24 protein-coding genes are annotated in these 25,996 nt (G+C 55.8%); 4 read left to right on the plus strand and 20 right to left on the minus strand.

The window, feature by feature from the left end:
* Positions 1 to 88: 88 nt before the first annotated feature.
* Entirely contained in the window at positions 89 to 1,132 is a 1,044-nt protein-coding gene (locus tag ASE07_RS24305) for a LacI family DNA-binding transcriptional regulator (RefSeq protein ID WP_057293388.1), read from the plus strand.
* Here the strand turns inward: ASE07_RS24305 and ASE07_RS24310 are convergent.
* The 7 genes from ASE07_RS24310 to ASE07_RS24340 form a co-directional block, all read right to left on the minus strand.
* Positions 1,124 to 2,002 carry an SDR family NAD(P)-dependent oxidoreductase gene (locus tag ASE07_RS24310; RefSeq protein ID WP_082584426.1) on the minus strand — a complete coding sequence of 293 codons (879 nt, stop codon included), beginning with the start codon at positions 2,000 to 2,002 and terminating at the stop codon, positions 1,124 to 1,126. The genes ASE07_RS24305 and ASE07_RS24310 overlap by 9 nt on opposite strands.
* A 78-nt stretch (positions 2,003 to 2,080) precedes the next feature.
* Positions 2,081 to 2,614 carry a carboxymuconolactone decarboxylase family protein gene (locus ASE07_RS24315; RefSeq protein WP_057293389.1) on the minus strand — a complete coding sequence of 178 codons (534 nt, stop codon included), beginning with the start codon at positions 2,612 to 2,614 and terminating at the stop codon, positions 2,081 to 2,083.
* 129 nt (positions 2,615 to 2,743) lie between these two features.
* Positions 2,744 to 3,856, minus strand: a complete 1,113-nt coding sequence (locus ASE07_RS24320) for a TRAP transporter substrate-binding protein (protein ID WP_057293390.1) — start codon at positions 3,854 to 3,856, stop codon at positions 2,744 to 2,746.
* A gap of 46 nt (positions 3,857 to 3,902) precedes the next feature.
* Positions 3,903 to 4,469, minus strand: a complete 567-nt coding sequence (locus tag ASE07_RS24325) for a carboxymuconolactone decarboxylase family protein (RefSeq protein WP_082584427.1) — start codon at positions 4,467 to 4,469, stop codon at positions 3,903 to 3,905.
* A 426-nt stretch (positions 4,470 to 4,895) separates the two neighbouring features.
* On the minus strand, positions 4,896 to 6,197 hold the full coding sequence (locus tag ASE07_RS24330; RefSeq protein ID WP_057293392.1) for a TRAP transporter large permease: 1,302 nt from the start codon (positions 6,195 to 6,197) through the stop codon (positions 4,896 to 4,898).
* Entirely contained in the window at positions 6,197 to 6,733 is a 537-nt protein-coding gene (locus tag ASE07_RS24335) for a TRAP transporter small permease (RefSeq protein ID WP_057293393.1), read from the minus strand. The genes ASE07_RS24330 and ASE07_RS24335 overlap by 1 nt, the downstream gene beginning before the upstream one ends.
* A gap of 208 nt (positions 6,734 to 6,941) precedes the next feature.
* On the minus strand, positions 6,942 to 8,051 hold the full coding sequence (locus ASE07_RS24340; RefSeq protein WP_082584428.1) for a TRAP transporter substrate-binding protein: 1,110 nt from the start codon (positions 8,049 to 8,051) through the stop codon (positions 6,942 to 6,944).
* Positions 8,052 to 8,268: 217 nt separating this feature from the next.
* On the opposite strand from ASE07_RS24340, the gene ASE07_RS24345 reads away from it, so the two are divergent.
* Positions 8,269 to 10,005 carry an N-acyl-D-amino-acid deacylase family protein gene (locus tag ASE07_RS24345; RefSeq protein WP_057293395.1) on the plus strand — a complete coding sequence of 579 codons (1,737 nt, stop codon included), beginning with the start codon at positions 8,269 to 8,271 and terminating at the stop codon, positions 10,003 to 10,005.
* A gap of 176 nt (positions 10,006 to 10,181) precedes the next feature.
* Positions 10,182 to 10,646 (plus strand): MarR family winged helix-turn-helix transcriptional regulator, encoded by a 465-nt coding sequence (locus tag ASE07_RS24350; protein WP_057293396.1) that lies wholly within the window; start codon positions 10,182 to 10,184, stop codon positions 10,644 to 10,646.
* Between the two features lie 477 nt (positions 10,647 to 11,123).
* On the opposite strand, the gene ASE07_RS24355 is transcribed toward ASE07_RS24350, so the two are convergent.
* The 13 genes from ASE07_RS24355 to tcuA form a co-directional block, all read right to left on the minus strand.
* On the minus strand, positions 11,124 to 12,014 hold the full coding sequence (locus tag ASE07_RS24355) for an alpha/beta fold hydrolase (protein ID WP_057293397.1): 891 nt from the start codon (positions 12,012 to 12,014) through the stop codon (positions 11,124 to 11,126).
* 8 nt (positions 12,015 to 12,022) lie between these two features.
* Positions 12,023 to 12,553, minus strand: coding sequence for a MarR family winged helix-turn-helix transcriptional regulator (locus tag ASE07_RS24360; protein ID WP_082584429.1), 531 nt, complete (start codon positions 12,551 to 12,553; stop codon positions 12,023 to 12,025).
* Between the two features lie 54 nt (positions 12,554 to 12,607).
* Positions 12,608 to 14,233, minus strand: a complete 1,626-nt coding sequence (locus tag ASE07_RS24365) for an MFS transporter (protein ID WP_057293460.1) — start codon at positions 14,231 to 14,233, stop codon at positions 12,608 to 12,610.
* A 101-nt stretch (positions 14,234 to 14,334) separates the two neighbouring features.
* On the minus strand, positions 14,335 to 15,207 hold the full coding sequence (locus ASE07_RS24370; RefSeq protein ID WP_057293398.1) for an SDR family NAD(P)-dependent oxidoreductase: 873 nt from the start codon (positions 15,205 to 15,207) through the stop codon (positions 14,335 to 14,337).
* Between the two features lie 33 nt (positions 15,208 to 15,240).
* Positions 15,241 to 15,633: a Zn-ribbon domain-containing OB-fold protein gene (locus ASE07_RS24375; protein ID WP_057293399.1), complete on the minus strand. Its 393-nt coding sequence runs from the start codon at positions 15,631 to 15,633 to the stop codon at positions 15,241 to 15,243.
* Positions 15,634 to 15,637: 4 nt separating this feature from the next.
* Entirely contained in the window at positions 15,638 to 16,807 is a 1,170-nt protein-coding gene (locus ASE07_RS24380) for a thiolase domain-containing protein (RefSeq protein WP_057293400.1), read from the minus strand.
* 5 nt (positions 16,808 to 16,812) lie between these two features.
* A complete protein-coding gene (locus tag ASE07_RS24385; protein WP_057293401.1) occupies positions 16,813 to 17,247 on the minus strand; it encodes a MaoC/PaaZ C-terminal domain-containing protein in 435 nt (144 codons plus the stop codon).
* Between the two features lie 15 nt (positions 17,248 to 17,262).
* The gene (locus ASE07_RS24390) at positions 17,263 to 17,724 is read right to left on the minus strand and encodes an FAS1-like dehydratase domain-containing protein (RefSeq protein WP_057293402.1); all 462 of its coding nucleotides are present in this window, start codon (positions 17,722 to 17,724) and stop codon (positions 17,263 to 17,265) included.
* Positions 17,725 to 17,754: 30 nt separating this feature from the next.
* A complete protein-coding gene (locus tag ASE07_RS24395; protein ID WP_162256947.1) occupies positions 17,755 to 19,959 on the minus strand; it encodes an acetate--CoA ligase family protein in 2,205 nt (734 codons plus the stop codon).
* 41 nt (positions 19,960 to 20,000) lie between these two features.
* Positions 20,001 to 20,873, minus strand: a complete 873-nt coding sequence (locus ASE07_RS24400) for an SDR family NAD(P)-dependent oxidoreductase (protein WP_057293461.1) — start codon at positions 20,871 to 20,873, stop codon at positions 20,001 to 20,003.
* A 44-nt stretch (positions 20,874 to 20,917) separates the two neighbouring features.
* Complete coding sequence (locus tag ASE07_RS24405) at positions 20,918 to 21,901, minus strand: Bug family tripartite tricarboxylate transporter substrate binding protein (protein WP_057293404.1); 984 nt, start codon at positions 21,899 to 21,901, stop codon at positions 20,918 to 20,920.
* 464 nt (positions 21,902 to 22,365) lie between these two features.
* The gene (tcuB, locus tag ASE07_RS24410) at positions 22,366 to 23,553 is read right to left on the minus strand and encodes a tricarballylate utilization 4Fe-4S protein TcuB (protein WP_057293405.1); all 1,188 of its coding nucleotides are present in this window, start codon (positions 23,551 to 23,553) and stop codon (positions 22,366 to 22,368) included.
* Positions 23,540 to 25,033 carry an FAD-dependent tricarballylate dehydrogenase TcuA gene (gene tcuA, locus ASE07_RS24415; RefSeq protein WP_082584432.1) on the minus strand — a complete coding sequence of 498 codons (1,494 nt, stop codon included), beginning with the start codon at positions 25,031 to 25,033 and terminating at the stop codon, positions 23,540 to 23,542. The genes tcuB and tcuA overlap by 14 nt, the downstream gene beginning before the upstream one ends.
* Before the next feature lie 176 nt (positions 25,034 to 25,209).
* Here tcuA and ASE07_RS24420 point away from each other — a divergent pair, with 176 nt between their 5' ends.
* Positions 25,210 to 25,920: a GntR family transcriptional regulator gene (locus ASE07_RS24420; protein ID WP_057293406.1), complete on the plus strand. Its 711-nt coding sequence runs from the start codon at positions 25,210 to 25,212 to the stop codon at positions 25,918 to 25,920.
* Positions 25,921 to 25,996: the final 76 nt, after the last annotated feature.

Here is a 25,996-nt window from a genome sequence, read left to right on the forward strand (position 1 = left end):
TGACTGGCGTTGAATACCAGTAAACTGCTGTCGAAATTCGGCTTGTTCCGCCCGTCCTACGGTATGATTCCCCGCGGAGCCATAACCCATGAAAATAAACAAGAGCAATTCAGTCCTGCAAAAAGTGTCGGTAAGGGAAGTCGCCGCGGCGGCCGGCGTCTCCATTGGCAGCGTTTCGCGCGTCCTCAACGGCAACGGATATGTCAGCGCAGACCTGTCGGCACGGGTGCTGCGCGCAGTAGAACAACTCGGCTATCACCCAAACGCCAATGCGCGCGGCCTGCGCATGGGCACCAGCAAGACCATCGGCTGCCTGGTTCCGGATATCTCGAACCCGCTTTATGCCTCTTACGTGTCGGGGCTGGAAGCGCGGCTGCAGGAAGATGGTTACATGCTGCTGCTCGGCAGCACCCGCGGCCTGCTCGCCCGTGAACGGGAACTGATCAAGCTGTTTGAAAGCCGCGGCATGGACGGCATCATCGCCACGACAGTCAACGAAGGACGATCGGAATCGGAAGAGACTTTTGCCCGATGCAAGATCCCGGTGGTTATCATCGACCGCGACATGGGCAGCCGGTATGACACGGTTTTGCTCGACCACCGAAACGGCATCCGTCATGCTGTCGAATATCTTTTTTCCTTGGGCCATGAGCGAATTGTGTTGCTTACGCCTGGTACCGAAATCCGCCCGGGGCGTGAGCGCATAGCAGGCTACAAAGAGGCCTACCAGGCCGCGGGACGAAAGATCGATCCCAAACTGATCATCGGCGCAAACCCGCGCCTGACCTCCTCGTACGACGACATGAAAGCGTTGCTTTCGAAGCCCAGGCGTCCAACTGCCATTATCGGCCTTAGCACGCACGTTCTGTCCGATGCCACCCGCGCTGTCTACGAACAGGGGCTGGCGATCCCGGCAGACATGTCCGTCATCGCCATTGGCACCGCCGACTCGGTTGGATTTGCCAATCCGCCGCTCACGATGCTGCGTCTGGACATCGACGCGCATGCGCGCACGGCAGCCGAGTTGCTGCTTGAACGCCTCCGCGTCGGTCCTCAGGTGCCCCCGCGTCATATCACTAAATCCATTGACCTGGTCATTGCGGGCTCTTGCGCATCGAACAAATCATCGTAGCTGTAGCCCGGTGATGCCCCCATCGGCGACAATGACTTGCGCGTTGATAAACGAGGATTCGTGGGATAGCAGAAACAACGTTGTATAAGCAACTTCCCACGCCGTTCCCTCGCGACCAAAGGGCAGGCGCTGCGCGCTACGTGCGGGACGAGCGCGGCTTGCTTCTCGGCCTAACGGCGTGTCGATCGGCCCGGGAGCGATGACGTTGGCGCGAATCCCCAGGTTCTCTCCCTCAAGGGCGACATGCCTGCATAATGCGGCGAGCGCTGCCTTCGACGCGTCGTACGAAGGAATTCGCGTTCCCGGTCGCATGCTTGCTGTAGAAGAGACAAAGACGATAGAGCTGCCAGGCTTCATCAGGGGCAGCGCATATTTGCACGCCAGCATGTGGCTACGCAGATTGACGGCGAGCGCTGCATCCCATGCGTCGGCAGTCTGGTTAGCGAGCCCGGATGGGCCGCCGATCCCCACATTAAGCACCATCCCGTCAAGATGTCCAAGGCCGTCCGCAGCTTCCTTGACGGCACGCTCAATCGCGTCAGGGTCCGACACGTCTACCAGAACTTGCATTGCACGACTACCCGTCTTCTTGACTAACTCGATAGTTTCTTCGACCGCCCGAACGTTGACGTCAGCACAGGCAACGGACGCACCTTCGCGGGCGCAAATCAGCGAAATTGCACGTCCGTTTCCGAGCGGAGGCCGTTCCTCTCCTTCCAATGGACGTTGGCCGGCGCCTACGACAAGAATCGCCCGGCCTTCCATGCGGTTGCGGGACGGCGCCATGCCCAAGGCCTCTTCAAACACGTGGCGAAGCGGATCGACCGCGGTAAGGCCACGAGCGGGAATTTCGTTATCTGTCTGATTCATTATTTTGCCTTTTGAGTAACTCACTCTTGCTGCCGGCTGGCCATACCCTGCGCATCACGCCGGCGACGGATATTGCGTTCAGTGCGGTGGCGTCTCTTCGATGTCTACCTCAAGATTTTCCAGCAACCGGCTTACGAGCATGTAAAACCCAATCGTCATCATCAGTTCCACCAGCTGTTGATGCGGCAACCGCGCGGCGACATCATTGAACAACTGTTCCGGGGCTTTAACCTCGCGGACGACCGCGTCGGTAAAGCGCAGCACCAACTGCTCCAGATCCGTGAACAGGGTCGAGTCAACCGGTTTCTCCGGATTGGCGAGTACTGCCTCGATCTTTTCCGCGGAGACGCCGGTCTTGCTCGCCACCCTACGATGCTGGAATACTTCATAACTCGCATTGCTGATTGCTCCTACACGAAGAATCACCAGCTCGCGTAGTTTCGGTTCGATATCGGACTTGTTAAGAATTGCACTTCCCAAGGCGAGAAATCCAACCGCCGTATTGCCGCCATGTGCAACCATGCGATAGATGTTGAGAGGTAAACGGCCCTTGATGATGGATGCGAGTTCCGGTGACGCCTTGTCAAGATCAAAGTACGGAATACGTGCCATAGAAGATGTCTCCTGGTTGGTTAAATTTTCGACTGCAAAAGCAGCCGTGAAGCTGATCGGTTTGTAAACATGACGCATTGAAGAGCAACGACTGGTGCTTTACTGGAATGAGTATTTGCCCGATCAGGCTTACATGCCGTCGATAATTCCCTTGACGGGATCGTCAATCGCAGCTTGCATGAGTTGCTCCGGTGTCCAGGTCGAATATTTGCGCGTAAGAGACCGCAAGTCGGAAACGAGCTGGCGTGCCGGCAGCCCTTTGGCTTCGTTCTCACGGATGAAGTCTTCCCACATCGGTTCTACCGCTTTCTTCCACCTCTCTAATTCTTCAGGTGACGGGTGTATAACCTTGACGCCACTTTCCTCGATAGTTTTTCTCGATAGTGAATCGTACCTGTCGAACTCATTGCCGCTCATCTGGTTAAGCCGACGCAGCATTCGGTACATAAAACGCTTGACCTCGGGCGGATAGCTGTCGAAGCTCTTTTTGTTGAATGCATAGGCAAGAGGACTGTTATTGAGCTTCAGGTCCGTCATATACTTGCTGACCTCATGTACCCTGTAACCAATGGCACCGGTATCGTAGAAAGCAACACCATCCACCATGCCCCGCTGAAAGGCTGCGTACGACTCCGTCGCTGGAGTACTCACGGGAACCGCGCCAAGTGCTTTGACCATTGTTGTCCCTGACCCTCCAGAAGCACGAATCTTCATTCCCTTAACATCTTCGAGCGTTCGTACCGGCTTTCGGGTGAAAAGGTTATATGCGCCAGTCACGCTGTAGTTGGCCAGATAGACTCCCATTGCTTCATATTCCTTCTTGAAGTACTTGGGATAAAGTTCTTCAGCCACACGGGACGCTACTGCAGCATTCGGAAAGGCGAACGGTAAACCCAGCACATGATGTAGCTGAAAACTGCCAGCCTGATACATCGTGTATGCCGGCGTAAAATCCGTAATGTCGTTCACCGCTGCTTTAAAGCCATCCTTTGCGCTATGCAATACGCCGCCGTAGTATTTCTCGACGCGGATCTTTCCGTTACTTTCCTGCTCAACCATCTTGACCCAAGGATCTAGCGTCGACTTAATCGTAGGAAAGGTGGCGGGTGCAGAGTGCGACAGGCGGACGGTAATGACAGGACCATCATAAGTGAATTTTTCCGTACCCTGTGCACCAGCGGTGCCCGGCAAAACCAAGGTCGTCACGGCGAGCGTGTATAACAAACGGTTCAAAATTTTCATTGTTTCCTCTATGCGGAGCAAGCAATCAGGAGCATGGGCCGAACGCTCATGCTTTCTCTTTCGGGCGCAGGTGTTGGTAGTCCGGTTCCACGTCAATATCCATGGACTTCAGGAAGCGGCCTACGCAAACATAAAAACTGGCAGTCAGTACAAGCTCGACGACTTCAGGCTCACTGAAATTACGTTTAAGGTCCTCGATACATTCCGCAGAAGCGCTCGGTCCGTTGGTAACTTCCTCAGCCAGTCTGATCGCTGCTCTTTCCTCTGGACTGAACAGTCCAGATTCTTGCCATGAAAAAAGTACGTCGATCTGCTCCTGCGTAACGCCTGATTCAAGTGCAAGCGGCACATGGTGCGCCCATTCATAATCAGTTTTCGATACCTGGGCGCCACGCAGAATCATTAACTCGCGGGTTTTCCGTGAACTGCTGGCTTGCCGCCGGAGAGGCCAGGCAAAATCTATCCATGCGCGAAACATCGCTGGCGATCGGCCCAGCACGCGGTACAGATTAGGCAGGGCGAAGTCGGGGCCGAGCATGGACGCCAGTTCGTCATATATTGGTTTCAGCTCAGAGTCCGTCGGTTTCGCCGGTACCATGCTAATTCTTGTCATTGTGTCTCCTCGGTCGGTATTTGCTTAATATTGATTCGTCACCCTTGCGGCGCTTTAACTGCCAGGGGCGTAGGGCTATCAAGCCTTGGTTTCCATACGCTTTGCCACAGCATCAGTGGCGTCACATTTGCCATTCTTTGAATGGCACATTTAATGTGTGCCAGAACCATGGAACAGTTCGTTCCTGTGCGCTATCCATCTTCCTTACTCATCACCGTCAGGCGTGTCATGTCCTGGAGCAGCACGAAAACGTGATGCTCTTCCGCTGCAATAATTACGATCGCCTGCACGCAAAGGCCTGCCGGTTTTATACCAATCCCAAGCTATAACGTGACAAATGAGATCGATGGATTTTTTTGACTGGCAAGGCGCAGGAGGAGTCAATAGCGAGCTATTGACGACGAGCGTTATGGGTTGGGATTGGTATTACTTCATCATGCGAGGCAACCAGGTTGCAAGGTCAGGGAATGCGATGATCAAGCCGATGATCACGAATTCGCCTATTAAAAAGGGGAACACGCCTTGAAAGATTTTTCCCATTGGTACGTCATCAGCGATACCTCTCATGACGAATACATTTACGCCTACCGGCGGCGTAATTAATGCCACTTCGGTCATGATCACGATAAACACGCCAAGCCAGATTGGATCAATACCCAACGCGGTAGTAATCGGAAATATGAATGGCAACGTCAGGATGGTCATTCCAAACACATCGAGGATGGCGCCCAGCAGAAGGTACAACACGATCATGAAAAAGATGAATTCATACTTTGATGGATTGATCTCAGTAACAAAGCTGACAAGAAGATCGGTGATCTGCGTTACTGCCAGGAAGCGTGAAATGAGATAGCCGCCGACGATGATTGCGAAAATGAATGCACTTACCATACCGGTATCCGAAAGTGCCTTCTTAAAGTTCTCCCAAGTCAGACGCTTCATCAAAAGACTCACCAGTACGACACCCGTGGCGCCGATTCCTGACGCTTCGGTCGGCGTACAGACGCCACCATAAAGGGTGCCGATGACGATCAGGAAAATGACGGCAATTGGCCAGATCCCTTTTGCTGCCACCAGCTTTTCCCTCAGGGTGTACTTCTCTCCCAGAGGCCCGAGCTCAGGCCGAAGTAGGCATTGCACGTAGACGATGCCAGCGAAAACAATCATGGTAAGAACACCGGGAACAATGCCCGCAATAAACAATGCCGCAATTGACGTGTCGGTAAGCGTCCCATAGAAGGCGAACGCCAGACTGGGCGGAATAAGGATCCCAAGCGTCCCGGACGCCGCCAGCACGCCCGTCGAAAGCTTCGGGTCGAAGCCATACTTTTTCATCTCCGGATAAACAATCGTCCCCATGGTTGCCACACATGCAACGCTTGAACCGGTCACTGCGCCGAATCCGCCGCAGCCAAGCACGGAAGCAATCCCGAGCCCGCCGCGTACGCGGCTCAGACATCGTTGAAGAAACAAGTAAAGGTCGCCTGCGATGCCCGTGGTTGCAGTCAACTGTCCCATGAAGATGAACAGCGGAATGCAAACGATAATGAAGTCCGTGCCTTTGTCCCAGGTTACCAAAGTAATTTGGGACATGGTTTGCGTAACGCCGACCACTGCAGCCGTTCCACCTATCCCGACGACGGCCATGGCAAAGGCAATGGGAACACCCAGCACTAACATGATGAGCATCGCAGCGATACCGACGATGCCGATGGTAATGGGGTCCATTATCTTTTCTCCTTTTGAATGACGACGCCCTCAACTTCAGTAACGATCTCCCCTTCTTCGTGTCTGCCCCGCGCCAGGTAGTACACCAGCTTGATGACAAAGACCAGACTGATAAGCGTGGCCAGCGCACGGAATGGCCAGAGCGGCATATGCAGTTCTTCCCCAGTCTCATTGGTCTTGATCATGTAGCCGATATCCGAAAAACACTGAAGGCCGAGAAGCCCGAAAAAGATGATTCCGGCGATGGCGGTCACCCAGTCAGAGAGAGTGCGCCAGCCTCCCTTGAGGTGCACATACACAAGTTCCATGCGAATGTGCTTTTTCTGGTCCCAGGTATAAGTCATGGAAAGAAAAAGAACCAGGAAGAGCAACAAGCCGTTCACCTCTTCCCCCCACGCGATCGGCGCGTTAAAGAAATAACGCATGACAACGTTAATTGTTATGATTAACGCCATTATCGGCAGAACTGCTAAGGTGCCAACGTTATGGCACCATGTGGAAAAGTCTTTAAGGACAGCGTGAAGGCGTTGCAGCATGACGGTCTTTCTCCCTTCATCCAGTAGAAATTTGGTACGCAAGAGACGCGGAAAATCAGGTCTTCGACCGCATAGCTGCGCAGTCGGACGTCAACGCGCGACGTCGCTCATGTCAGATACTTTATGAAAACGTTTGCACAAATGGCGCTAAACATGTAGGTCGCGTCACAGGATGTCTGTGCAGACAACAACGAAAGCGGCTCCGGATTTACATGCCGTCGATGATTCCAGAGACGGGATGCTCTGTTACTTCCTTCATAAGCTGTTCAGGTGTCCAGCTCGCGTATTTATCGGAAAGCGCGCGAAGATCCTTGACTAGCGCCCGTGCAGGCAAGCCCTTGGCCTCATTCTCCTGAATGAATTCTTCCCACAACGGCTCAGCGGCAGCCTTCCAGCGCGCCATTTCCTCCGGCGAAAGCTTGATGATCTTGATGCCCTTTTTCTCCAGGATTTCGCGGGAAGCAGTATCCTGTCGGTCAAATTCAATGCCATACATCATGCTTAGCTTTCTTTGCATGTTGTACATATAGCGCTTTACGTCGGGTGGCAAACTATCCCAGGTCTTCCGATTAAACGCCCAGGCATTGGCCGGATTGTTCATCTTCGTTTCCGTAAGATGGGTGGTAATTTCATGAACGCGATAGGCAATTGCGCCGGTGTCGTAGAAAGCCACCCCGTCAACTACGCCGCGCTGGAAGGCGTTATATGCTTCCGGCGCCGGAACTGCGACAGGCACGCCACCCAACGCCTTGATAATTTTTGATGGCGTTCCACCCGCGGCACGGATCTTCATTCCCTTCATGTCTTCGAGCCGGGATACTGGCTTCTTGGTAAAGAGATTGTAGACACCGTTGGCGTTATAGTTGGCAAGGTAGACGCCCATTGCCTCGTACTCTTTCTTGAAGTACTTCGGATAAAGCTCTTCCGCCACTTTCGCTGCGACGGCTGCATTAGGGAACGCAAAGGGAAGGTCGAGCACGTGGGTCAGGCTAAAGCTGCCGGCCTGGTACATGGTGTACGCAGGCGTAAAGTCGGTGATGTCGTTCACGGTCGCCTTGAAGCCGTCTTTGGCGCTGTGCAAAACCCCGCCCAAATAGGTCTGGATCTTGATTTTCCCGTTACTGTCTTTCTCCACCATCTCTATCCATTTCTTACTGACTGCCTTGCTCAGTGGGTGGGTCTCGGGAGCGAAATGGGAAAAGCGGAGAGTAATCGGAGGACCGTCATAGTTAAGTTTTTCGGCAGCCTCAACTCTTGGGATGGCAGATGCTAAAACCGGAAAGAGGAACAGGGATACTACCGCACGGCGTGAAACCATTGCTGTCTCCTTTTAATGTTTTACTCTGGACTTATCTGAATCCGTTTTTCAGAAAGTTATCAGAAAACGTTTTCATACGCAATCACGATTACATACAAATTAATTTATTTCTCTTAAGCATTGACCGCTCCGCACCGGCACTCTCTTTGACTCGTAGATAGTTTCATGTGACACTAATGATAGTTTCACCTGAAACTAAATCAGAAAGGGCAGAGACATGGGAAATCAATTCGATTTGGTAATTCGCGCGGGAGAAATCATTGATGGAAAAGGCACCCCTGGCTATACGGCTGATATCGGGATCAAGGACGGCGTAATCCGCGAAATTGGACGTATCGGAAAGACTGGTGCGGAAGAGATCGATGCATCCGGACTGCTTGTCACGCCGGGCTTTGTTGATGTCCATACGCATTACGACGGGCAAGCAACCTGGGATCAACGCATGTGGCCATCCAGTCTCCATGGCGTCACAACCGCGATCATGGGTAACTGCGGCGTAGGATTCGCGCCGGTCCGTCCGACTGATCATCAGCGACTGGTCGAACTGATGGAAGGGGTCGAGGATATCCCTGGAACTGCCTTGCATGAAGGGCTCAACTGGAATTGGGAGAGCTTTCCCGAGTATCTCGATGCACTTGAAAAATCCGGGCGCGACATCGACGTGGCGGCCCAATTGCCTCATGCCGCTCTTCGGGTTTATGTGATGGGCGAGCGCGGCACATACCTCGAGCAAGCGCGTCCGGATGACATCGCCGCAATGCGCCGACTTGCTGAAGAGGCGATGCAGGCCGGCGCAATCGGATTCTCTACGTCCCGCAGCAGCAATCACAAGGCCATCAGCGGAGAGCCGACGCCGTCCTTGCGTGCCGCGGAGAACGAACTCGCCGGGATCGCACAAGGCCTTGCTGATGCCGGCAAAGGGGTGCTGCAATTTATCTCCGATTTTGGCGATGATCTCGTCGAAGAGTTTGACATGATCAGCCGCGTGACCCGACTAGCAGGAAGGCCGACATCCATTTCCATTGCTCAACGTCACGGCAAACCCGAAGGATGGCGAGACCTCCTCAATCGCATTGGTGAAGCCAATAAGCAAGGACTGGAAATGCGTGCTCAGGTCGCACCGCGCCCCATCGGCATTCTGCTCGGGCTTCAAACCAGCCGTGGGCCGTTCCAAAATTGCGATTCTTTTAAAGCGATCTCGAAACTGCCACTGCAGCAGATTGTCGCGACAATGCGGCAAAGCGGCTTCCGGCAAAAGCTGTTGAAGGAGGCAAGGGAACATCCCGGCATGAGCAATGGTCACGAACTGGACTACCGCAATGTCTTCCCGCTCGGCGAACAGCCTGATTATGAACCGTCCGCTACGCGTTCGATCAGTCAGATCGCTGCCGCCGGCAATCGTGATGAACTGGAGGTGGTGTACGATCTTTTGCTGGAGCGGGACGGACGCGCGCTTATGCTGATGCCGTTTGCCAATTACGCTTATGGCTCCCTCGACCCGACGCGAGAGATGTTGTCGGATGCACACAGCATCATCGGGCTAGGTGATGGTGGAGCCCACGTCGGTGCGATCTGCGATGCCAGCTTCACTACCTATCTGCTTACGCACTGGGGCCGCGACCGTCAGGCCGGGCGTTTCGATCTTCCACGGCTCGTACGAAAGCTCACCAGTGAAACTGCGGCGGCAGTCGGGTTATTTGACCGGGGCATTATCGCGCCCGGCATGAAAGCGGACCTGAATGTTATCGATTTTCCCGTGCTAGCCGCGGAAGCGCCCTATATTGCGTTCGATCTTCCCGCCGGCGGGAAGCGCCTACTGCAAGGGGCACACGGTTATGTCGCCACGATTGTCTCCGGCGTGCCGGTTTACCGGAACGGCGCAAGCACGGGGCACCTTCCCGGACGCCTGGTGCGCGGTGCACAAAAAGGACCCGCTGGCACATTCACCCGCTAAATCCGAGTCCCGCTTCCGAAGGGATGAGCCGTCGGTGCTGCTATAATCGGCTTGGTTTTCTGCAGCTCCAAGGCTCTTTTCCTTAAACAGGCAGCGATGATGCGCAGGCAGATTGAACCGGCCTGAACGCCTGGCCCGCATGGCGTTTATCACTCGATAGATCAAAGGTCACGCGCATGGCGAGGCAACCTGCTAAGCAGTCCGGGAATACGCTGGAAGAATCCTTCGGCCGCAAGCTTATTCTGTTGTACAACTTGTATACACAACCGTTTTTTGAGGAAATCGGGCGCCCGGAAGGAATCAATCTGCCCGAGTGGCTTGTTATCTATACGATCGCGCTTTATCCAGATATCGGGCCAAGCCGGATTGGGCACTTTACAGGATTGCACAAGACTACCATCAGCCGGGTCCTCTCCCAGTTACGGGACAAAGGGTACATAGAGCAATGCGTAGACCCTAACGACGGGCGCGGCAAGATTCTCAGTCTCACATCCGCAGGCAAGAAAATTTTTGTTCGCAGGTCCGGGTGGGCACGCGAATGGAGTACGCTGCTTACAAGCGGCCTGAGCGCAGCGGACAGGCGCGCGCTTGCACGGATGCTTGATGTGGTTATCGATAATTCACGCGCTCGCAGTGAATGACTCCGGTCCATGGTCCATTAAGCTGCATCGGTTTCGATGCCTTGTCCATCGAAGTCATAAAGATTCTGGAGCGACATCATTGATTGCCTAAAGCGGTGAAGTTTCTTCACGTGACATGCAATTTGTTAGACTGAGATCCAGGCAAAGCGCGCCCTACTCCCACCATTAAGTGCCGTGGATCTGGAATTTAAAATTGCGCCCCCTTTCCTGTATTCGACCAACCGTCATGGTCGCGCCATATGCTGTTCGATACCGTCAGCAAGTGCCATTAACCGCGACTAAGGTTTTTAAATACTTCGAATCCATTTTGCCAATGACATGTTGAGAGGCGCTGCCTTGCCGGTCTCCGCCCTTGCAGCTCAGTACCCTCTTTCCATATCAACCATGTTGAAAAGCGGCTTGCCCTCTGTCAACTTAACGCCTCGGAAGTAATGAGAGGGCTGGTCGGTTGGGGCTTACCCTGCGGTATTCCGCTTACTAGCAGCAGAATTCTTCGATAAAAGACGCGAGCTTCTCCGGCTGGTCATGGTGAACCATATGGCCTGCATCGCCAACTATTACTTCACGGAAGTCGCGAAATGCCTGAAGCCTGGCACGGAAGCGTGCAGCGGCCTCCAGTTCGGCCTCCGAAGAATGGACACTGTTATGGATCGCGCTTATGTGGAGCACAGGAGCTGTTACCGCAGCCCAGAGCGCATCGAGTTCCGCCTGCCTATATCTGCCCGGTTCGCGTACCTTATAGGTGGGATCGCCAAGCCGCTGGAAACTGCCCTCTGCACTACGCTCATACCAGTGTTCACACAGATACCGGGCGCGGTCTTCGCAAAGCCGGGGATTCAGGCGATGCAGCTCCGCGATGACTTCGTCTTTCGTTGCGAAACGAGTGAAAGGCCGTACAGCGCGAAGCTCGTCAAGCCAGCGCGCAAGGCGCGCCGGAGTCCCTGCGGGATTTTCGTCACCGTTGCGCAGTAACAGGCCAAACCCTTCCAGGCTGACCATCCGCCGTACCAGATCCGGACGAATCCCGGCATAGTGGCAAGCTACATTCGCTCCCATACTATGGCCAACCAGATACACCGACGCGTCAGTCTTACAGACTTCAATGATGACGTCGAGGTCTGCCACGAAATCGATGAAACGGTAACCGTTCGTGCCGGAGGCCCGTTCACTCAGCCCGCAACCGCGCCAATCGGGCGCAATGACATGCCAGCCCTTTTTGAATGCATCGACGATGAACTGAAAGGATGCCGACACGTCAAGCCAACCGTGCAGCATGAAAAGTTGAGGCGCGCCGGATGGCCCCCATTCGCGCAGATGATAGCGCAGGCCGCGGATGTCAATGAAGCGGGATCGGGACGACGGTACCATGGCGGGACTCAGTCCTTGCCTCCGAGTTCTTTTTCCCGCTCAATGAATTCGCGCCCAAGCTGTTCCAATTTTATTAATGTATTTTCCAGAGCGCGGCGCTCCTGCGGCTCCAGCGCGCCAAGAAACGCTTCGTTGCGCTCTGCCGCAGCCTCAATCAAGCCTTCGTATAGGCGCTGACCGGCATTGGTCAACGACAGCCGGAGGCCGCGCCCATCGTTTTCGTCGCTGCTACGCAGAAGCAGTCGGCGCTCGCTCAGGCCACCGACTACCCTGCTTGCCTGGCTCTTGTCCAGACCGGCCGTCTTTGCGAGATCCTTGAATAAAATGCCGGGTTGCCCGCCCACCAATGCGATCGTTCTCCATTCCCATAGCGTAACGCCGAAATCGCGTTTGTAACGCAGGCCGGCACTGCGCGACAACAGGTTTGCGACCGAATGCAGCCGAAATGAAAGAAGTTCGGTCATGCCTACGGGGCGCGCACCCTCTTCTGGGCCTGCGCTACTGTTGATGATTCGTCCAGCGGTTTTTGCTTTTGCCATAATAGTTGTAATTATCAACGAGTTGACCACTCAGGTCAACGGCTGTGTGGCCGTTCAAACAGTTGGAATCCTCACTACGTAACGCGTGACTTCCGGTGCCGCGTCACCGACGTGAAATGCCAGTTTGCGGTCGCGCAACGTGACGTCGGCGCCTGTGTGCCGGTCGAAGCGTCTCAGATATTCGGTCCAGGAAACATCCAGAACCTGTTCAATATATCGTTCGGGCCGGGCAATGTCGTGCAACAGATTCCAGCTGAGTACACCCTGGCGCAAGCGATGGCGACGGCTTTCCTCCATTAGCGCTACGAACTCGTTGGCGCGGAGCGGATCGATCTGGTACTCAATCGTCACCAGTACTTGCCCGTCGCCTGGAGGACTGGTGACAGCAGGAACCGGAAGCTCGTGCGACGGCCTCAGGTCTTCCTCGCTGATATTCACCTTCATAAAATACCAGGCAGCCGCCATTGACAAAGCACCGCTGACCGATGCCATCAGCAAGCTGCTTTGCACACTGCTGAACGCCGCCACCTGTCCCCAGAAAGCAGCGCCGAGGGCACCCGCTCCCATGATCGCCATCTGGTAGACCGACATGGCACGCGCCCGAACCCAGTCAGGCAGGGCAAGCTGGGCGGATACAGTCAGCGTGTTGACTGAGGATATCCAGGCCATTCCACAAATGAACATTGCCGGCGCGGCGACGTAAACATTTGGCGCATGGGCCACCACAGCCATCATCGCCGCCTGTAGCATCGTGCTGTACATCACCAGCCGGTCGCGTGACATCCCGGTACGCAGGCGCGGCAACAGCACAACAGTGAACACCGCTCCGCACCCCATGGATGCAAGCAGCAGCGTGTAGGCGTTCGCCCCGCCGTCTCCCAGCCCGCGGGCGACCAGTGGCAGCAGCGCCTGCAAGGTAATCGCATGAAAGAAAAACAGCGAAACACGCAGCAGTACGGATTTCATGGTGGCTGAATGACGTACGAACTGCAGGCCTACCTTTATCGCGCGCCCGAGATGTTCGGGCCCTAGCGGACTCACCACATGGTTGCGCTGCCACCGCAGCAGGCACATGCCGGAAAGTACGGATATTGCGCCGGTCAGCATAAAAACGTAGCCACTGCCGGCACTCGCGATCAGCAGGCCGGCGCCCAGCGGGCCTGCAATTCGCGACACATTCATCGCCACTGCGTTGAGGGCTAAAGCACTGGGAAGTTCTGCACGCGGCACAAGTTCAGGAACCAGCGCCGCGTAGAGTGGCCAGCGCATGGCCAGACCGATCCCGTTGGCAAAGGTCAATGCCAGCAACAACACCGGGGTCACCATATCCAGCAGCACTGCCGTACAGAGAAGAAGGGAAATGCCTGCTATCCAGAACTGGGTGAAGATGAAAAAGCGCCGGCGGTCGAGGATGTCCGCCAGTGCGCCGCTCGGCAGACCTAAAAGGAACACCGGCAGGTTCGACGCGGTCTGTACCAGCGCGACCCAAGCCGGCGAGGCGTCGAGCGAAGCCATCATCCACGCCGCAGCCACGTCGTTCATCCACATGCAAACATTCGCTACAAGCGTTACGCTCCAGAGCAAACGGAAAACTTCGTGCTTCAGCGGCGCGAGCGGAGACGGCGTCACCGTCGCGTCGTCTGGTGAATCAGGAAACGGGCCAGGCGACCGGGATGGCATGAATGACAACATGAATGGAAACGATAAGATCACGCTCACGGTGCAGGAGCATTTCGCTCCCCCACCGTGCTGGCGTGTACCGCGTCAACCTGAACGGTTGCCTATGACTGTTCTGCACCGAGCTTGTCGATCACAGTTGGCTTTTGTGCATACAGTTGTGTTACGTAGGACTTGTTGTGCGGGCCGCCGTCGACTGTGAGCGCCACGCCATTGATGTAGGACGCACGCGGCGACGCGAGGAATGCGATGACGTCGGCGAGTTCCGATGGTTGTCCCCATCGCTGGCCCTTCGGGACCGATGTTTTTTCGAGGTCGCGACGCACAGCGTCGGCCGATTTGTCGTCCAGTGGACGATTCAATGCCTGCCCTTCCCACAATTTGAAGCGATCGTCTGATTCGACTACGCCCGGGACCACGCAATTCACGCGGATACCGAGCTCGGCTAACTCTGTTGCCAGGTCGATCGAGAATCGCACTTCGGCGGCTTTGGCAGGGCCGGTGCAGCTGGATCCAGGAGGAAAATTGCCGCGTAGCGCCGTGCGGCCAGATATGTTGATGACCACGCTATTATCAGTCTTCGCGAGCAAACCCAGCATCCGTTGAGTGACCCGGAACTGCGCAAAGAAGTTTATCGCCATGCCTTCCATCAGGTCCTGGCTAGTGACCGATGCGAATGGCTTGTAAATGCCGGTTCCGGCGTTATTGACAAGCACGTCGAGGTTGCCATGTTTACTTTCCACGTACTGACCCAGACGTTCAATGTCTTCCGGCTTCGTGACATCCGTCTGCACTGCCTCAATACTCACGCCGGTTACGATGCGCACATGCTCGACAGCATCTTCAAGTCGACCAGCATCTCGCGCGCAAATGATGACTTTCGCACCTTCCGTTGCGAACGTGATCGCTGTTGCCAGTCCGATGCCCCGACTACCGCCGGTAATGCAGACGACCTTGTCATTCAGATTAAGATCCATGTTGTCCTTCCTTCAAATAATGAGTTGCTGCATTCAGGCTGGGGTGAACATCGGCACGGGGGGCCCGCCGTCTGTAGGCGAAAATACGAGGCGCACGGCTTGCCCGATCGATAGGCGATCAACGTCGCAGTCGCGCAGATTCGTCAGCATGGTCGGTCCTTCTGCCAGAGTGACATAGGCAACCGCAAACACTTCCGGTGCGCGCCGCATCACGCTGTACGAGTAGATTGTTCCGTTGCCTGACGCCTCGCGCCACTCCGTGTTTCCGCTAAAGCAGAACGGGCAGACGGCGCGGGGATACCAATGGGCTTTGCCGCAGTCAGCGCACCACTTAAGCAGGAAGTGCCCTTCCTGGGCAGCGTCCCAGAATGGCTGCGTTTCCGGATTGGTTGCCGGTGCGGGTACGATACGTTCCTTTTGCGTCATGAGCTTATTCCCGTTCCATGATGAGGGTGGCGCTGCCATGGCGTGTCGCGAGCATGCCGCCGGTACCTTGTGCGAGAGCCAGGTTGCAGTTGGGTACCTGCACCGCCGGATGTGCTTCGCCGCGCAGCTGTCGCACCGCCTCGATGACTTTAGTCATCCCGCCACGATTGGCCGGGTGGTTATTGCACAGCCCGCCGCCGTCCGTGTTAAAGGGCAGCTTGCCCACGCCGGAGATCAGGTTGCCATCCGCAACGAACTTACCACCCTCGCCTTTGGCGCAGAATCCGAGATCCTCAAGCTGGATCAGCACGGTGATGGTGAAGCTGTCATAGATCGATGCGTACTTGATATCGGCCGGTGTCACCTTTGCTTCTGCGAACGCAGCTGCACCAGACCAGACGGCACCTGAATACGTAAGGTCAATCTCGCCACCCATCTGGTGCTTTACCGTCTCCCCAGCACCGATAATCTTCACCAGCGGCCGCTTAAGCGTGCGTGCAATTTCGGGACGCGCGACGATCAGCGCGCCGCCGCCATCACTGACGACGCAGCAATCAAGGCGACGCAGGGGATCGGCCACCACCGGCGAAGCAAGCACATCCTCTACCGTGACGACATCGCGCAGCATCGCGCGCTCGTTGTACTGTGCGTGGTGGGATGCCGCGACCTTAATCCATGCCAGTTGCTCGCTGGTGGTGCCATATTCATGCATGTGGCGCATCGCGCACATCGCATAACCATTCACGTTGGCAATACCGTACGGGTACTCCCATTGGAAATCCGCCTGAGAGGGGTTGCGCAAGCGCGGTGTTGTGCCCGTCGTCACACCTTCGCTGCGCGGGCGTCCCGCCAGCGTAATCAACGCCACATTGCATTTTCCTGCCGCGATAGCCTGTGCTGCGTGATTGACCAGCGTGAGATAGCTCGCACCGCCGATGTCGGTGGAATCGACATGCTTTGGCCGCAGGTTCATGTAGTCGACCATTGAGGTCGGCCCCATGCCGGGAGCGTCTCCCGAACAAAAGTAACCGTCGATGTCGTCTTTGTTCAGTCCGGCGTCGTCCAGCGCACCCTTGGCGACTTCGGCATGCAACTGGGCAACCGACTTGTCTGGCGCTTTGCGGGTCGGATGCTCGTATGCACCGACGATATAGGCTTTTCCATGTATGCTCATCTTGCTCACGCTTCCTGCGGCTCTGCGCTGACGGAGGCCGCTACCAGGACCGCGGTCGCCTTGCCACGTAATACCGATGTGTCGCCGACCCGTGCTTCCAGCTCCACCAGCGCTTCTCCGGTGGCTGTCATTTCCGTCACCGTAGCGGTGACATCTACGATATCGCCCACCCACACCGGGGACAGGAAGCGTGCCGAGATCTGCTTTAAGAAGACTTGCGGACCCACCGCCTCGGACAGGCAGGAAGCCGCAAAACCCATCGTCAGCATGCCGTGCGCAATCACGCCCTTCAGGCCTGCGCCTAACGCGAACGGCTGGTCAAAGTGAATGCGGTTGAAGTCGCCTGAAGCGCCGGCGTATTTCACCAGCTGTGTGGTGCTCACCGGTCCGCGCCGAATGCGCATGATGCTTCCCGGATGGAGAAGATTTTTTTCTGCCATGATGTGCTCCTCCGATTATGGTTTTTCGCTCAGGGCGCCGGGCACGCGATAAACGACGACCCGCCCGTTGGTGACGACCAGCCTGCCTTCACGGTCCACCGCGCGCAGCTCCTGAACCAGCAGCTGCATTTTTCCGCTACGGCCGGTCTTTTCTTCGATGCCCACAAAATGCAGGCGGCATTCAAGAACATCTCCGGCTACGATGGGGCGTTCGTAGTTAAAGTACTGCTCGCCCGCCAGAATCCGGCCTTCGTCCAGCCCCAGCATCCACTGCTGGCGCTGCGGCGGCCGGAAATTGGTCGGGAAGGTCGGCGGAGCCACGACATCGTTGTAGCCCATGCGACGTGCAAAGGCGGCGTCCCGGTAGAGCGGATTCTCATCCTGAAGCGCCTCCGCGAACAGACGGATCGCCCCCTTCTCCACTTCCACAGTAAAGGGCGGTGTAGCCGTCCCTACGAGAGATTTATCTACTTCCATTGCTTTTCCTTAATCGAGAGGAAGTTCAACTTATGGTGCGGGCTCGCGGTTGAGTACGAGCAGCGCATCTGCCATATTCAGCCGGTCGCCGCCCATGGCGATCAGCGGGTTGATGTCAATTTCCTTAACCAGGTCCCGGTTGGCCACGGCAAAGTCACCAAGAGCAACCAGCAGTTCAGCCACCCGGCCGAGGTCGACCGGCTCGCGGCCGCGTGCGCCCTGCAGAATCTTTATACCGCGCAGCTCGCCGATCATGCGCAGCGCTTCATCATGGCTGAACGGGGGAAGCCGCATCGATACGTCATTGAGGATTTCTACGAAAATTCCGCCAATTCCGCACAGCACGACCAGCCCGAATTCCGGATCGCGGGTCACGCCGAGAATGAGTTCGGTACCCTGAGGCAGCATTTCCTGAACCAGTACGCGCCCCCGTTTGTCACCGGGCATGGCTCTTAGCATGCGCTCAACGATGGTGGCATAGGCATCAGCCACCGCATCCTGATCCTGCAGATTCAGAAAAACGATGCCGGCCTCGGACTTGTGCAAAATGTCCGGGTGTTCACCTTTGAGTGCAATCGGAAATCCAATGTCCTGTGCCGCTGCGACAGCTTCAGCAGCGCTGGAAGCCACCCTCTCGCGGGTTGCAGGAAATCCGAGCGCGGTGAGCACCTCCTTGCTTTCGCGTTCTGTGAGAGACGACCGGGCTCCGTCGGCGGCGGCGCAAAGAATGGCGCGCGCCTTATCCATACCGTCGGCATTGCGTGTCGTTGCCGGCTGTTGTATCCGGTTCTGCACGGTGCAATAGCGGTCGAGTGCCTCGATGGCCGCGGCGGCGCGGGCAGCAGTACGGAATACGGGCACTGTGCTTTCTCGCAGCAGACGCATGCCATTGCCTTCAAAGCTGCCGCCTGCCCAGAGTACCGTGACGATTTTTTCGGATTGCCCGGCAAGCGCGATGAAATCTTCAATCGCACGGTCATAACTGCGCGCCACCGTAATGATCGGTACCGCAACCTCAACCGATTCGTCTTCCAGTAGAACCTTCAGGCAGCGTCCCCAGAATGCATCATCGCCAATTGCGCGAGCAGTGGTATCGAGCGGGTTCTGGAAGTTACCGGAGAAACCCAGCTCGCGCTCAATCGCGGCCATGGTGTTTACTGAGAAAGGCGCGAATTGAAGGCCATGGGTCGATGCATGATCCGCAAACAGGCCAATGTGCCCGCCCGAAATCGAGAAGGCCGTGCACTTCGATCCCGGTGCTACCGGCCGCTTGAGCTTGCCCGCCGCGCGCAGCTTGCCGAACATCGCTGCGATTTGATAGAACTCATCGACGTCATGCGTGCAGGTGACGCCGAACTGCCGGCACACCGCCTCGAATACTTCCGCAGAGCCGGCCAGCGCCCCTGTGTGAGATGCCGCCATGACTTTTCCAAGATCGGTGCGCCCTGACTTGAGGACAACGACCGGCTTTCCGGCTTCGCGTGCATAGCGAAGGAATTCGATAAAGCCCTGGGGATCGCGCACCGCTTCGATCGTGATCGCAATCACATCTGTACGCGCATCGTTGACGAGGAAGCGTGCAATGTCGATCGTGTCGAGGTCGGCCTCATTGCCCGTGGTAACGACGTGACTGAAGCCAATACCTTCTTCCAATGCGTTGAACAGCACCGTCGCAAATCCCAGTCCGCCGCTCTGCGACACAAGGCCGATGCGCCCGGGCTGGATATCAGGCCAGTCCATGGCGGCGGCGGCAGTAGCGCAGATATGGTCAGCAAAATTAGCGAAACCAATGCAATTCGGGCCGATGACGCGCATGCCTTGTTGATGCGCAAGCGCCACTAACTCCTGCTGCAGACGCTTGCCTTCTTCATCCCCGCGCTCGGCGAAGCCGGCGCTAGCCACGACCAGCAGTTTAGCGCCGAGTCGATTGGCGCCGCGCAATGCAGTGTGCATCTGCTCGGGCGCAAGAGCATAGACGATACAGTCGACTTGATCGGGAATAGCGGCCAGGTCGGGATAACATTTGATACCTGCAATTTCCGCACTCTTGGCGTTTACCGGGTAAATACTGCCTTTAAACCCTTGGCGCAGCAGGGTCGGAATGATCTTTCCGGTAAACCGCGTCGGGTTGCTGGAGGCGCCGATAACGGCAATGGACTTCGGGCTGAACAACTCGGCCAGGGAGGCTGCCGGTACACGTTCATGTTTTGCGGCAGCCATACTTGTGGAAGACATTATCATCGTAAAGACGTTAGTGAGAGTAAAGTGCGGAGCGATCAATCCTTGTTGCCAAGCGACTGCAATTCGAATCCGACAGACGACTTGAACAGGTCACGCAAGTTTTGCACGGTCCAGCCGCCGAACATGAAGGCTTCCGATACCTCGTGCGGATGCGACCACAAGGACAGCTTGTCGCCGGCAATACCGATGACCTGGCCATTAATCCAGTCAGATTCATCTAAAGCAAGGTATAACGCGGCCGGCGCAACTTGTTCCGCAGTACCGCGCAATACCACGCTGCTGTCCTTCCATGCAGCATCCTTTTTGGCCTTCACGTCATCCGGAATGCTGTTGGTCATGTCGGTGACCGCGCGCGGTGAAATTGCGTTGACGGTGATACCATATTTGCTCACTTCCTGCGCGAGCGTGCGGGTCAACCCCAACACGCCGGCCTTGGCAGCTGCGTAGTTGGCCTGTCCCATAATACCGCGCAGTCCTGAACGGGACGCAATATTGATGATGCGTCCGCCAGTGCCGGCGGCGCGCATTGCGCGGATCGCCGAGCGCGAGCAGGCAAAGCTGCCCTTTAAACATACCGCGATCACTTGGTCCCATTCCTGCTCGCTCATGTTGAAGCTCATGCGGTCACGCAGGATGCCGGCATTGTTGACCATTACGTCGATCTTGCCAAAGGCCTGCAGACAGTCGGCGACGAGCTGATCGGCCCCGGCAAATGTGGAAATGTCGGAATGCTGGGCAATGGCTTTGCCACCCGATTCCTGAATCAGTGTGGCCGCTTCGTTAGCCTTGGCGGCATTGATATCGTTGGCGACCACTTGCGCGCCTTCCGCGGCGAAGGCTTTGGCAAATGCAAGCCCGATGCCCTGCCCGGCCCCGGTGACGACGACGGTTTTGTTTTCCAAAAGCATGGTTCGTTCTTTCTTCAATGTAAGGTATGTAAGGTGCTGACGCGTCACTCGACGCGAATATTCAGTTCCTTGATGACCTTCCCGAACTTGGTGATTTCTGCATCAATAAATGATTCGAGTTCCTTGGGGCCGGCGGTGATCGGGTCGGCACCCTGAGTTGCAAAAGCCTGTTTCATCTCTGGCGACTTCACTGCATCGGCGACCGCAGCGCTCAGCTTGTTCGCAACATCCTTGGGAATATCCGCAGGCGCCATGATTGCGTACCATTGCACGAAGTCGATATCCTGCACACCTGCTTCGGCAAAAGTAGGAACGTCCGGCATCGAAGAAGATCGGTTCTTGCCTGCCACTGCCAGCACACGCAGGCGACCAGATTTCATGTGTGGGACTACTGCTGTAGCACCAATGAATGCCACAGGGATTTGGCCGGCGATAACGTCTGCGACTGCGGGGCCATCGCCCTTATACGCTGCATGGATGATGTCCATGCTGGTCGCCTTCTTGAATTTTTCGCCAGTCATGTGCCCGGTTCCCCCCACTCCGCTGGAGCCGAAACTTAGCGTTCCGGGATTGGCCTTCGCATAGGCGATGAGATCCTGAACAGACTTTACCGGCAGCTTGCTGCTGACAACCATTACTAACGGAACCGCGCCTACCATACCGATTGGCGTGAAATCTTTGATGGGATTGTAGGTGGTCTTTGGATAGAGCGTGAGGTTGGTGCCGTGGGTCGCACTGTTGCCCATCAAGAGTGTGTACGGATCACCTTTGTTCTTTGCAACATAAGTTGCGCCAATAATCCCGTTTGCGCCAGTCCGGTTCTCGACAATGAAGGTCTTCCCAAGCGTTGTCTCAAGTTTCTTTGCCATCGCGCGAGCCAGATAATCGTTTGTGCCTCCTGCAGCAAACGGCGACACCAGCGTCGTGGTGCGGGAAGGATAAGTATCTTCCGCCGCTGCCGGGTTAATCCCGAAAATACTGACCAATGCCGCAGCGGTTGCGGCGCCCTTGATTAACCGAAATACCATTTCTAGTCTCCTGTGAAGAATTCGGCCCTGCTCATCGGACCAAGTCGCCGGAAGTCGCTCATCTCAGCGCCGCCCGCCATTTCGTTGTATGTATCAACGTTGTAAGTGTCAACGAACTCGTTGAACATGTCAACATGTTTGTGGTCGGTTTTTACTTTCAAAATAGAAAAGGAAGTTAGGAGCAAACAGTGGCGGCAGCAGCAATGTGCAATGCCCGTAAGCGCTCATCATCGACTAGATGATGAGCGCTTACGGGCCGGAGTCTACCGTTGGGAAAGCGTGAGTTTGATACCGGGTATCTGCGCGCGCTGTTGGCGCGGGATACGAAGTTGCAGGGGATAGAACGTGGAAGACGCCGATGCGCTGGCGTCGATGCCATCTTATGTAGTGCTATTACGTCGACATCAAGCCCGGTGAGACATTACGCAATTGCCTCCCATGTTGCCGGGCTTGACTACTTGCTTTCAATCGTCGGCTAGCTTGAGGTTTGCGGGCTGGCGTTTTTCGATGGCCCATTTGAGCAGCGCGGCAGAGCGGTATATCCCATGCGCGAATTTTCCGTAAGGCAGAGTCAGGAACAGCGCCATAACGGTACCAAGATGCAGGGCGAGAAGTAAGCCCATTGCAGGGCCGTCACGTAGCGCCAGGAGGGCCAGACCGGTCGCGCTGATCAGTAGCAACAGCGCGATAAAACCGCGGTCCATCGGCTTTTGCGCTGCATCGCCTTGCAGTGGATGGCGACGCAAATTCAGCCAAAGCAAACCGGCCGGACCAATCAATAGACCAATCCCACCGATGGTGCCTAGCAGGACTGGCAAGCTCAGAAACGGATACGGCGCATGTAGACCAAGAAAATAATGGTAAAGGGTAGCAACGCTCGTAGATGCGAAGCAGAGGAGAAATCCATAGAAGGTGAAATGATGAAATTTACGTCGCAACAGCGTAAATCTATCATCTTCCTCGTTACATCCCTTGCCATGACCACCGTCCAGATACTTCAGGCGAAGAATGTTGTGCGTGGCCTCTCCGACAGCGTCTGATGAAGCCGCCTTCAGGTAATCGGCCGGCGTGACATCACGCCAGAAACGGGCGACACCAATGACTAACGCGATGACGGCAAGACCGAACACCATGCCGAACATTGCCGCCAGGGTGTTATGCGGAAAAATTGCATAGAAATTGCCGGCCATCGGCTCGTGGAACAAACCACCGGTCATCACAATAGCGAGTATGAGAAATAACGCGAGGCCACCAGCGAGCGCGAGTGACACCGTCAGGCCGGCGCGCTTGTATAAGGTGCCAAATGCTCGCGGAACCGCATAGTCGGTATAGGTCTGCATCCGTACTTTGGCCATCGCACGAGGTACGTTGACCGCAAATTCATGCGGAGGTGCGTACTGGCAGGCATGCAGACATGCGCCACAATTGTGGCAAAGATTTGCGAGAAAATGGATGTCCGCTTTACCGAATTCAAGTCGTCGGGTCATTGCGGGAAATACCCCGCAAAAACCTTCGCAATAGCGGCAGGCATTGCAAATCTGCATCTGCCGGCTTACTTCTTCTTCGTCTGCGGTAAGAGGCAGCACCTTGATAGGGATGACACGCGGCGATTCGACGCGGGCTTCTTCGATAAGTGACTTAAGCTGTTGCATGCTGTAATTCCTGATTCTGTTCTCGCTCACCGGCCGCGCTGGCCGAACGCGCCGCTTCAACACCGGCAATGCGGCCAAACGCCGTGCCGATAGTCATGCCGACTCCGGCGGTATATCCTTTTCCCAGAATATTCCCCGCCATCATTTCGCCGGCAACAAAGAGATTTGCACTTGGTTTGCCGTTGAAGTGCACCGCCGCCCTTTCGTCGATTTTCAGGCCCAGATAGGTGAACGTGATTCCTGGCCGCAGGGCATAGGCATAGAACGGGCCGGTGTCGATAGGCTGAGCCCAATGTGTCTTTGACGGATTTAGCCCTTCGGTATGACAATCGTCCAGGACTGCATGATTGAATGTGCCGACGCGGCAGGCAACGTTGTAATCATTTACAGTTTGCAGAAAGGCTTTTTCGTCCAGATTCAGGCGAAGTGCCAATTCAGCAAGTGTAAGTGCCTTAATACCGGGAAATACCGGCGGCATGAAACGGCCGATCGCCTTGCTGTCGATGATGCAGTACGCTATCTGACCCGGCTGGTGGGCGACCAGTCGGCCCCACAGGGCATAGCGTTTCGGCCAGAAGTCCTCCCCTTCGTCATAGAAGCGAACTCCATTCTTGTTCACCATGATGCCAAGCGAAACGCAGTCGACCCGTGTACAAATACCACCATCGTATAGCGGCGCACGCGCATCGATCGCGACGCAATGCGCTTGAGTCGGGTCCCCGATCATGTCAGCGCCCGCATCCATCATGAACTTCAACAGCACGCCCTTGTTAAAGCGGGTACCGCGAATGAGAAAATTATCTGCCGTCCATTCGCCCCATTCGTTTTGTCCCCACGCCTCCCGCTGCCATTCGAGGTTGGATTCAAATCCGCCGCACGCTAGTACGCATGCATGGGCCTCAATACGCTCTGCGCCAATACGCGCCGCAACGAAACGGCCGTCGTCAAGTTCAATCGCATCCACCGGGGCTTCGTAGCGAACCTGCACCCCGAGTGCTTCGGCGCTACGATAGTACGCGTTCACCAGAGCCTTGCCGCCTCCCATGAAAAACGCATTGGTACGGGCGACATGCAATGCGCCCGACAATGGTGGCTGGAAATTGACGCCGTGCTTGCGCATCCAAGGCCGAAACGTCGCAGATGCCTTGATTGCGATACGCGCGAGCTTTTCGTTGGTAAGGCCGCCCGTGACCTTCAACAGATCCTGCCAGTACTCTTCTTCGGGATAAGCATCCACAAGCACATCCTGTGGCTCATCATGCATGCAGCGCACATTTCGTGTATGTGGAGAATTGCCGCCCCGCCATTCGCGCGGCGCAGATTCAAGGATCAGTACACTAGCGCCGGCTTCACGCGCCGTTAACGCGGCACAGAGTGCAGCGTTGCCGCCTCCAATGACCAATACGTCGTATTTCAATTCGGGTCTCCAATGTTCCAGCTGGCGCCGGCCTCGGACATCGACATGCTCGATGTCCTGCATTTACGCGATTCCTGAAAGGATAGGATCACAATGTATGCACTAGTATACAATAGTGTTCATTGATATGTATACGTTTGTATGCAAATGCTTTCAACTGTCTAATCGCGTTAAAATGCGATATACGATCCACCTGACTTGCTCTTCAAAATAGGCGCTTGCAATCCTTTTACGACATCATGTGTTCCCAAAAAACTAAACAGACTCTCGATTCTTTTAATGACAGTGAACAGCCGTCCCTGTCGCGGGGCGAAGATGCGTATCAAAAGATGCTGGAAGGCATTCAAACCGGCAGATTAAAGCCGGGAATGCGTCTTCGGGAGGTAGAAATTGCTGAATGGCTTGGGAGCAGTAGAACGCCCGTGCGAGAGGCTCTTAACCGTCTGCAGACCGAAGGACTGGTGGTGCAGGAACCCCGACGCGGGATGATCATCGCCGAGCTGGACCATAGCATGGTGGCCGAACTTTACTTTATGCGTGAGGTGTTGGAAGGCGCTGCGGCCAGACTAGCCGCGCGACATGCATCGGACGTGGAGATCGCGATGTTGCGCGACATTGCCGATCGCGACAAAGCTTTCGGAGACGACCCTGTTAAGTTAGCAAGAAATAACCGCCTTTTCCACGAAACACTCTATCGCGCTGCCCATAACCGCTATCTGCTCAAGACCTTGAGCATGCTGCGCGACTCAATGGCCCTACTTGGACAAACGACGCTTAGTCTGCCAGGCCGCTCTGCTCACGCTTTTGAAGAACACGATCAATTGGTGGCTGCAATTGAGCGCCATGATGCGGCGACTGCGGAAGAAGCAAGCCGGGCACACATCCGTGCGGCGCACCGGGCTCGTATGGAATTGATGTTTGAGCAGGAGGAGAACAAATTAAACGAATAATTGAATTTTTTTCTCTGGCGGGCTGTTGATGGACAAGAACGGCACCATCAAGCGGCGCGCGCGGCCCATGTTCATC

Source organism: Noviherbaspirillum sp. Root189 (assembly GCF_001428545.1).
In the GTDB taxonomy this organism is placed as follows: Bacteria; Pseudomonadota; Gammaproteobacteria; order Burkholderiales; family Burkholderiaceae_D; genus Noviherbaspirillum.